Source organism: Oleiphilus sp. HI0132, from assembly GCF_001635845.1.
In genome coordinates, this window is record NZ_LWGJ01001770.1 from 1 (window position 1) to 419 (window position 419).

The following is a 419-nucleotide window of genomic DNA, read 5'->3' on the forward strand; positions in this document are numbered from 1 at the left end:
TGTCATTATGATCTAGTTTTGTGCTTGTCGCGTATACCTTGTAGAACTGTTAAAAATGCATGGCATGTAAGAGGGTGATGGGTATGAAAAAGCATAATGTTATTGTCTCCGACAAGGCTGCTTCTAGCGACGCTATGAAAAGCCGAGGTGAGAAGTCAATTCAAGTAGGTTTGAGTGCCTGTTTGGCGGGTCATGAGGTGCGTTATAATGGCGGTCATACCCAATCTCGTTTATGCCTCAATGTACTTAGTAAGCACTTCGAATTTAAAACCTTCTGCCCAGAAGTTGCTGCTGGGTTTGGAACTCCCAGACCTACCATGAGGCTGACGGGCAACCCGGAATCGCCTCAATTAAATTTTAGCGACGACAATTCTAAAGACTTGACTGATCAGTTAGTGAGTGGTTTTGAGCACAAACTA

Annotated in this window: 1 protein-coding gene; it reads left to right on the plus strand. The window is 43.9% G+C overall.

From position 1 onward, the window contains the following. Positions 1 to 83: 83 nt before the first annotated feature. Positions 84 to 419, plus strand: a 336-nt coding sequence (locus A3766_RS26955) for a DUF523 domain-containing protein (RefSeq protein WP_156509180.1), incomplete at its 3' end; no start/stop codon positions are given.